The following is an 8,374-nucleotide window of genomic DNA, read 5'->3' as shown; positions in this document are numbered from 1 at the left end:
GAAAAAACGGTTGATTTATCATCAACTGCCAAAGTAAAAACGTCTCAATTATCAACTCAATTAAAAGAAAAATCAGGTCCTTTGGTAGATAAGGTCAAGTCAATTAAATCAAAAACGCCAACATTAATGGATGATGGTACAGTTTCATCAGAAGGCGAAGAGCCAATTGATTTCATGGAAACTGTAACGAATACAGTGTCTGAAGTTGTTGGGGAAAGCTCAAACGAAACTTCAACCRCACAAGCATTAAAAGAAGCTGTAGAAGTCAAGAAAAGTCTATAATATTAAGAATTAAAAAGCCCGCATAGTTGATATGTGGGCTTTATCTTGTATAAAACATGAGTACAATTAGTATTAAAACTTTCGCGCGTTGAAGCGTTAAAGATGTTTTGCGTGACTTTTAGAAATGTACATACTATAATGGTTCTATTATCAAAAAAAGCATCATACATCTTCCGTTTGAATTTCGTGAATTTTGTATGGGTAAGAGAGGAGATCAAGGTATGAGCCATCAAGAATTAGATAGCTTACGCACAAATGTTGACGAATTAAACTTAGAAATTCTTCGTTTAATCAATGAGCGTGCTGCAGTCGTAAAAGAAATTGGAAAAGTAAAAGAAAAGCAAGGTGTCAACCGATATGATCCTCTTCGCGAACGTCATATGTTGAACTTACTAAAAGAAAACAATGCGGGTCCACTACCGCAATCAACTGTAGATCATATTTTCAAGGAAATCTTTAAAACTGCATTGGAGCTTCAGGAAGATGATCACCGTAAAGCACTTCTTGTTTCTCGTAAAAAGAAAGCAGAAGATACAATTGTTGTGATTAATGGGGAACGCATTGGAGAAGGCAAGCCATCATTTGTATTCGGTCCATGTGCTGTAGAATCATTTGATCAAGTTGCAGCTGTAGCAAATGCAATCCAACATAAAGGCTTGAGAATGATCCGAGGAGGAGCTTACAAACCTCGTACATCACCTTATGATTTCCAAGGTCTTGGACTTGAAGGTTTGAAAATCCTTAAGCGTGTTTCAGAGCAATACAATCTTGCAGTTGTTTCTGAAATTGTGACACCTCATCATCTAGAAGAGGCATTAGATTACATTGATGTTGTTCAAATCGGCGCACGTAACATGCAAAACTTCGAGTTATTGAAAGCAGCAGGTGCCATTAACAAACCGGTGTTATTGAAACGCGGAATGGCTGCAACGATTGATGAATTTATTCATGCTGCCGAGTACATCATCTCCCAAGGAAATGATCAAATTATTTTATGTGAACGTGGAATTCGAACATACGAAAAAGCGACACGTAATACACTCGATATTTCAGCAGTTCCAATATTAAAACAAGAAACACATTTACCTGTGTTTGTGGATGTAACCCATTCAACAGGACGTCGTGATTTACTATTGCCTACAGCGAAAGCGGCAATTGCCATTGGTGCAGATGGTGTTATGGCTGAAGTACATCCAGACCCTGCTGTTGCTTTATCTGATGCAGCACAACAAATGAACTTACAGCAATTTGACGAGTTTTACGATTCTCTTCAAAAGTTCATGAAATCATACGAATTTCAATCATAAGCATCTTACCGGTTCAATTTCTGAACCGGTATTTTTCTTTCGTTTGACGTAACGTTGGAAAACGTCAGAAAACTATTATATGATGGTATGAGATAGGGACCGAGCAGGGAGTGTAAGCACATGACAATTACAATTTATGACGTAGCACGTGAAGCTAGCGTTTCGATGGCAACGGTTTCACGAGTTGTTAACGGCAATCCGAATGTAAAACCGGCTACTCGGAAAAAAGTGCTGGACGTTATTGAACGATTAGAGTATCGTCCAAACGCGGTTGCCAGAGGACTGGCAAGCAAGAAAACAACTACAGTTGGAGTTATTATTCCAGATATATCAAATATTTTTTACGCAGAACTTGCACGAGGAATAGAAGATATTGCGACCATGTATCGCTATAATATTATATTATCAAACTCGGATCAGCGAGAAGATAAAGAGTTACAACTCCTGGAAACGATGTTTGGAAAACAAGTGGATGGAATTGTGTTCATGAGTGAACATGTATCGACAGAGTTGTTAAATATGATGGAGCGATCGCCCGTACCGATCGTTTTAGCAGGTACAATTGATCCTTCAGGGAAAATGCCTTCTGTAAATATCGACTATCACCAGGCAGCTTATGAAGCGGTTAATCGCTTGCTTCAAAATAATCACAAACGAATCGCGTACGTTTCTGGGTCATTATCGTCCACCATCAATCGTGCATTCAAATTCACAGGCTATGAAAAAGCTTTAGGGGATGCAGGTCTTGATATGAACGAAGAATTGGTAGTGGAAAGTGAAGCTACTTATGACGCAGGGCATGCGGCATTCAGTAACTTAAAGAGTATGCAAGATGCACCTACGGCTTTCTTTGCAGGAAACGATGAACTGGCTATTGGGCTAATTCATGGAGCTCAGGATTCCGGTTTCCATGTTCCTAACGACATTGAAGTTATTAGTTTTGAAAACTCGAAGCTAGCACGAATGGTGCGTCCAGAATTAACGAGTATCGTGTTACCTCTATACGATATTGGAGCGGTATCTATGCGTCTGCTGACAAAATATATGAACAAAGAACAAATTGATGAGAAAACAGTAATATTGCCACACCGAATTGAAGAAAGAGATTCCGTGAAATAATGGAAGGAGTGGACTATGCTTAGCGTAGTCCACTCCTTTTTCAATGAGATCGAATTAAATAAAGTGCCTTGTTCAACACTTGTTTATTCTTTTCGGTAATTTCTTCTTTACGAGGTATGGGTTCATATAAGTTATCTGGATCCAACCAGGTGGGAATTAATGGTACGGGTGATTCCGGTTGCCATTTCTCCAACCACTCTTTCGGTAGATTAACTTGAGGAAGTGGAATATTATTCATTTCCATCCACAATAACGACCAGGCTCTTGGCACCACTCTCCATATATCGTATCCTCCACCACCGACGGCAATCCATTTGCCGTCACAATATTCGTGGGCAAGCTGATGGGCAAGCTTCGGAATCTCGTGGTAGATTTTCATGGTTCCATATAGATGAGTCAGTGGATCAAAATAGTGTGCATCTGCTCCATTTTGACTGATAATGACGTCTGGTTTGAAATAGGCAGCAATCTCTCGGAAAGCAGTCATATAAAGTTCCAAAAATGATTCATCTTCTGTAAAGGCGTCTATTGGTAAATTGAATGAAGTTCCATAACCCTGACCGGTACCACGTTCCGTTACATTACCGGTTCCAGGAAATAAGTATCTCCCAGTTTCATGAATGGAGATTGTACAAACATCAGGATCCTCATAAAAGCTCCATTGTACACCATCTCCATSATGAGCATCCGTGTCAATATATAGTACACGGGCTTTATACTTCTGCTGTATGTATTTAATAGCGACCGAACTGTCATTGTAGACACAAAATCCAGATGCGCGCCCATGAAAGCCATGATGCAGTCCGCCACCAAGATTTAGGGCATGCGAAGCTTTATTTTCCATTACATATTCCACGGCAGTTAACGTGCCACCGACCAAACGAGCACTGGCTTCGTGCATATTCGGAAAAATAGGAGTGTCATCGGTCCCAATACCGTAACTCTCTGTTTCTGCAGAAGTGACAAGCCCTTTGCTCGCTTTTTTGACGATATCAATATATCGTGCATCATGCGCAAGCAATAGCTCGTCATCCGTTGCAATGCGGGGAGCGATGATGTCTTCATCTGTAAGCGCATTCATTTTTCGCAACAAATCGGTGGTCAAAGTCAGCCTTTTCTGATTGAATGGATGGTTCTCAGAAAATTTGTAGCCCAATTGATCATCCGAATATATATAAACCGCATGTTTTTTTAGTTTGTCATTCCCGGCATGTTCGGCCATAGCACATCGAAACCTTCTTTACGTATATCTTCAATAATTCCGAGAGGGTTCATCGTCATTACACGGAATACCAAGATCTTGTTGTTGTCATTTTGGATATCTGGATACACAAGAACACTTAATACATTTGAATTATGATCATGAAAAACTTTGGAAACTTCAAATAATATACCAGGTTTATTCGGTACACGAACCTCAATTTGAGAACCTGGTTGATGGGCGCCTGTTAATTCAATATATTTATATAATAAATCTGTTTCTGTAACGATACCAACTAATTTACCACCACTGACGATGGGCAGACACCCTATTTGTTGATCATAGAAAATCGTGGCAACTTCTTCAACAAAGTCCAGCGGATGTCCGGTTATAGGATTTTTCGTCATAATTTCTTCAAGAGGTGTTGAGTATATATCCTGATTATGTCCTACCATCCGATTGGAAGGTGTGGCATCTTTGATATCTCTATCTGATACAATCCCTACTACTTTGCCTTCATTATCGGTAATCGGCAAGTGTCTGATTTTACTTTCACGAAGGAGACTGATTGCATCTTTAATCGAATTTGAAGGCTGTAAGGTCAGGACATTTGTTTTCATCATTTGTTCCACAATCATATGTCAAAAACTCCTTTGCGGATTAATACATAAATCGATTCATAAAACGTAACTGATCAAAGCGTTGAATGGATTCATTGTCAATGCGCGCACCAATTTTAGCCATTAAACAATTGGCCGGATGGGAGCTGATTTCTGGATCATCGGTTGCAAAGTATTCCAATCCACCTGCATTCATCATTTTTTCCATCACTTTTCGGTACTCCCATACATTCAGTCCAGTACCTTTTAAATCCCAATGCCAATAATACTCAGTAGTAATGGTGATATAATCTTCCATTGCATCATCCATCATCGAAACGTGAAGCAAGCTCTTTCCGACACCGGTTCCACGAAACTTTGGAATGACTTCAATGGCCCCCAGTTCAATTAAGTTGCTCATTTGCCCTTTCGACCAACGTTCCAAAGGGTCAGGATACAAGAATGTTACATAGCCCACAATGGTCATGTTGTCACGAGCTATCAGAATTCTGCCTTCTGGCAACTTGGCAATTTCGATGATTGCCTTATGTTGCTGGGCAGGAGGTCGGAATGCCACCAAATCATCATGAAAGTCGTAACGTGCAAGATCTGCTGATGATATAGGTCCTTCGATAATTAAATGGCCATGTCTAGTTTTCAATTCCATGGCATTATAGGTTTTTTTATGATCCATTTGTACACCACCTGAAAAGAATTACGTAGTTTCATTATACATGAAAAAAACATTAGGAAAACGTTTTCAATTTGATTAGAAGAGTCATAGTCAAAAAAGTAAAATTATTCGCCATTTACTTTCAATTTAATGTAAACTAGTATTTGTATCGTAATTGAGAGGGTGGTAGAAATGAAACTTGAAGTACTTCCGGTCGTTCAAGGAGATTATTTACTCCAAAACTACGACGAAACTGCAGCCAATTTCGATTGGAAAGAGGCAGAAAAGGCGTTTAGTTGGCATGTGACAGGTCGTATGAACGTGGCGCACGAAGCCATTGACCGTCATGCAAATTCAGACAGAAAAAACAAAATCGCTCTTTATTACAAAGATGCAATTCGCAAAGAATCTTATACGTTCAATGAAATGAAAAAATGGACAAACAAAGCAGCAAATGCCTTGAAGGCCCATACAAATCTTGAAAAAGGTGACCGTTTATTTATTTTCATGCCGCGCTCGCCTGAATTGTATTTTGCGTTAATCGGTGCTCTAAAAATGGGTGTAATTGTTGGACCATTGTTCGAGGCATTTATGGAAGGTGCAGTCTACGATCGTTTAGTGGACAGTAAAGCAAAAGCGATTGTGACGACCCCTGAATTGTTAAATCGTATTCCGGTWGATAAATTACCTCACCTGGAAACAATCCTTTTAGTCGGCGAAAACGTGGAAGAAGATAATAAAACAGTAGATTTTATGAAACATTTGAAAACTGCTTCACAGTATTTCCAAGTGGAGTGGCTCGATAAAGAAGATGGATTGGTTCTTCATTATACGTCTGGTTCAACTGGCAAGCCTAAAGGTGTATTACACGTACAGGAAGCGATGGTACAACATTATCAGACTGCAAAATGGGTCTTGGATTTAAAAGAGCAGGATATTTACTGGTGCACAGCAGATCCAGGTTGGGTAACAGGGACCTCTTATGGAATTTTTGGTCCATGGTTAACTGGAACAACAATGGTTGTGTTAGGAGGACGTTTTTCTCCTGATGCATGGTACCAGGCGATTGAAGACTTCGGTGTAACGATTTGGTATAGTGCGCCAACCGCTTTCCGTATGTTGATGGGAGCTGGCGACGCTTTAGTGAAGGAATATGATTTATCTTCACTGCGTCACGTTTTATCTGTCGGCGAACCATTGAATCCAGAAGTAATCAGATGGGGAGCAGAAGTATTCCGCCATCGTATACATGATACATGGTGGATGACAGAAACAGGCGCTCAGATGATTTGTAACTATGCGTGCTTGCCAATTCGCCCTGGATCAATGGGCAAACCAATTCCAGGTGTGAAAGCAGCTATCGTGGACGATCGTGGGGTTGAGTTGCCTCCATATCAAATGGGGAACTTGGCACTTAAAAAAGGATGGCCATCAATGATGCGTCAAATCTGGAATAATCCTGAAAAATATCAATCGTATTTCCTTAACGATGAATGGTACGTTTCAGGAGATTCTGCTTACATGGACGAAGACGGGTATTTCTGGTTCCAAGGGCGTATTGACGATGTCATCATGACTTCTGGCGAACGCGTAGGACCATTTGAAGTGGAAAGCAAGCTTCTCGAGCATCCATCAATTGTCGAAGCGGGTGTAATCGGAAAACCGGATCCAGTTCGTGGAGAAATCATTAAAGCATTCGTAGCATTGAAAGAAGGTGTTGAACCTTCGGACGAATTGATTGCTGATATACAACAGTTCGTTAAAAAAGGTTTAGCTGCACACGCTGCTCCGCGTGAAATTGAATTTAAAGACAAGCTACCGAAAACACGCAGTGGGAAAATCATGAGACGTGTGTTAAAAGCGTGGGAACTTGATTTACCAACAGGCGATTTATCTACAATGGAAGATTAATGAAAATGCCAACAGTTTGCACTACTGCAGTGCTAGCTGTTGGCATTTCTTTATTGAAAAGCGTATCACGTCATTTTATCTAGACACTTTGAAATGTGAAGCTGGCCATTGCCTGACTCCGACCGAGTGAAGCGGAAGCGAGGGCTAGCGCTTGAAGCTAGACAAATAGAAAAGCAGTAAAACTTATCGATGCTGATAAGTTTCACTGCTTTTTAATTTTATGCTCCTTCACCATCTCCAGGAGGTGGTTCTACTGGAGGTGGCTCTACTGGAGGCGGCTTAGGTTTCGGATCCGGTTTAGGTTTTGGATCTGGCTTCGGCTTTGGTTCTGTACCAGGTTTAGGTTCTGGTTCAGGTGCTTCTRCATTTACCATATTGGATGCGGGAGATTGGTTCCCTGTAATATCCACAGCAACCACGAAGTATGTGCCTGGGCTGCTCAATTGATACGAGTTGCCACTTGCTTCTTTGACGGAAGTTAACAAAGCATTGCCACCAGTACTTTTGAACACTCGGTATCCAACGACATCTTTGGAAGCGGAATTCGACCAAGTTAGAGTTCTTCCTGAAATGGAAGCAGAAACTGATCCCGGTGAAGCCCCATCAGCATCGAATGTATCTTCAGATACTACCCGGTCTGCAAAACTGGAATTTTGAGGAAAAAGCTTACTTGCATCACCGTTGATATTGCCAAACATACGATTAATAAAGTCTTTGTTTACACCAACTCCACCACTGACGACAAATTCGCTAGGTGTTGACGAAAGTGCGCGATAACGTTTGCCATCGATCATGACGTAAGATGATGAGACGAAGCTATCATCTGCTTTCCTTGATACGTAAGTGTTGGCATTGAATAAATCAGATCTAACAAGACCTGCACGAGAACATTCTTCTGATGGAGACATTCCTGAAATTGCACAGAATGAACGAGAGACAACGCCTTTAGGCCGCTTGAACTCGGCAGCTGGGTCCACCAGTTCAGGATTCACATCATATGAACTATTCATCAATCTAGCCCATAACATATTGACGCGAGTTCCTGGTTGTTGATAAGTGCCATTCGAAATATTTAAATTGGTTGGAGTATCGTAACCTAGCCATACACCAAGTGTAATAGAAGGGTTATATCCCATGAACCAAACATCGTGTGCATTATTTGTTGTTCCCGTTTTAGCTGCAAAATCAGAATTGAATTTCAATTCCGATTGCGCCCGTCTACCAGTACCTTCAGATAAAACATCTCTTAGCATATCAGTTACGATATATGATGTTTGTGGAG

6 protein-coding genes and 2 pseudogenes are annotated in these 8,374 nt (G+C 40.6%); 4 read left to right on the top strand and 4 right to left on the bottom strand.

What is annotated here, in order from left to right; genetic code table 11:
- The 3 genes and pseudogenes from AC1DSB_RS10415 to ccpA form a co-directional block, all read left to right on the top strand.
- Positions 1-282 (top strand): annotated as a pseudogene (locus AC1DSB_RS10415) (YtxH domain-containing protein); the annotation flags it as partial.
- A gap of 221 nt (positions 283-503) precedes the next feature.
- Positions 504-1,589, top strand: a complete 1,086-nt coding sequence (locus AC1DSB_RS10410; protein WP_016426593.1) for a bifunctional 3-deoxy-7-phosphoheptulonate synthase/chorismate mutase — start codon at positions 504-506, stop codon at positions 1,587-1,589.
- 120 nt (positions 1,590-1,709) lie between these two features.
- Positions 1,710-2,708 (top strand): catabolite control protein A, encoded by a 999-nt coding sequence (ccpA, locus tag AC1DSB_RS10405; protein ID WP_016426594.1) that lies wholly within the window; start codon positions 1,710-1,712, stop codon positions 2,706-2,708.
- A 40-nt stretch (positions 2,709-2,748) separates the two neighbouring features.
- Here ccpA and AC1DSB_RS10400 read toward each other — a convergent pair whose 3' ends face one another.
- Genes AC1DSB_RS10400 through AC1DSB_RS10390 form a run of 3 tightly spaced genes read right to left on the bottom strand, consistent with a single transcriptional unit; the run spans position 2,749 to position 5,202 of the window.
- Positions 2,749-3,930 (bottom strand): acetoin utilization protein AcuC, encoded by a 1,182-nt coding sequence (locus AC1DSB_RS10400; protein ID WP_477586678.1) that lies wholly within the window; start codon positions 3,928-3,930, stop codon positions 2,749-2,751.
- Positions 3,900-4,547 (bottom strand): acetoin utilization AcuB family protein, encoded by a 648-nt coding sequence (locus AC1DSB_RS10395; RefSeq protein WP_477531191.1) that lies wholly within the window; start codon positions 4,545-4,547, stop codon positions 3,900-3,902. Before AC1DSB_RS10395 ends, AC1DSB_RS10400 begins: the two co-directional genes overlap by 31 nt.
- Positions 4,548-4,569: 22 nt before the next feature.
- Positions 4,570-5,202 (bottom strand): GNAT family N-acetyltransferase, encoded by a 633-nt coding sequence (locus AC1DSB_RS10390; protein ID WP_477531190.1) that lies wholly within the window; start codon positions 5,200-5,202, stop codon positions 4,570-4,572.
- Positions 5,203-5,373: 171 nt separating this feature from the next.
- On the opposite strand from AC1DSB_RS10390, the gene acsA reads away from it, so the two are divergent.
- The gene (gene acsA / locus AC1DSB_RS10385; RefSeq protein ID WP_477531189.1) at positions 5,374-7,092 is read left to right on the top strand and encodes an acetate--CoA ligase; all 1,719 of its coding nucleotides are present in this window, start codon (positions 5,374-5,376) and stop codon (positions 7,090-7,092) included.
- 218 nt (positions 7,093-7,310) lie between these two features.
- Here the strand turns inward: acsA and AC1DSB_RS10380 are convergent.
- Positions 7,311-8,374, bottom strand: a pseudogene (locus tag AC1DSB_RS10380) (transglycosylase domain-containing protein); the annotation flags it as partial.

It is taken from the genome of Paenisporosarcina sp. P4_E4_2 (genome assembly GCF_056401595.1).
This window is presented reverse-complemented; position numbering and strand designations above follow the sequence as displayed.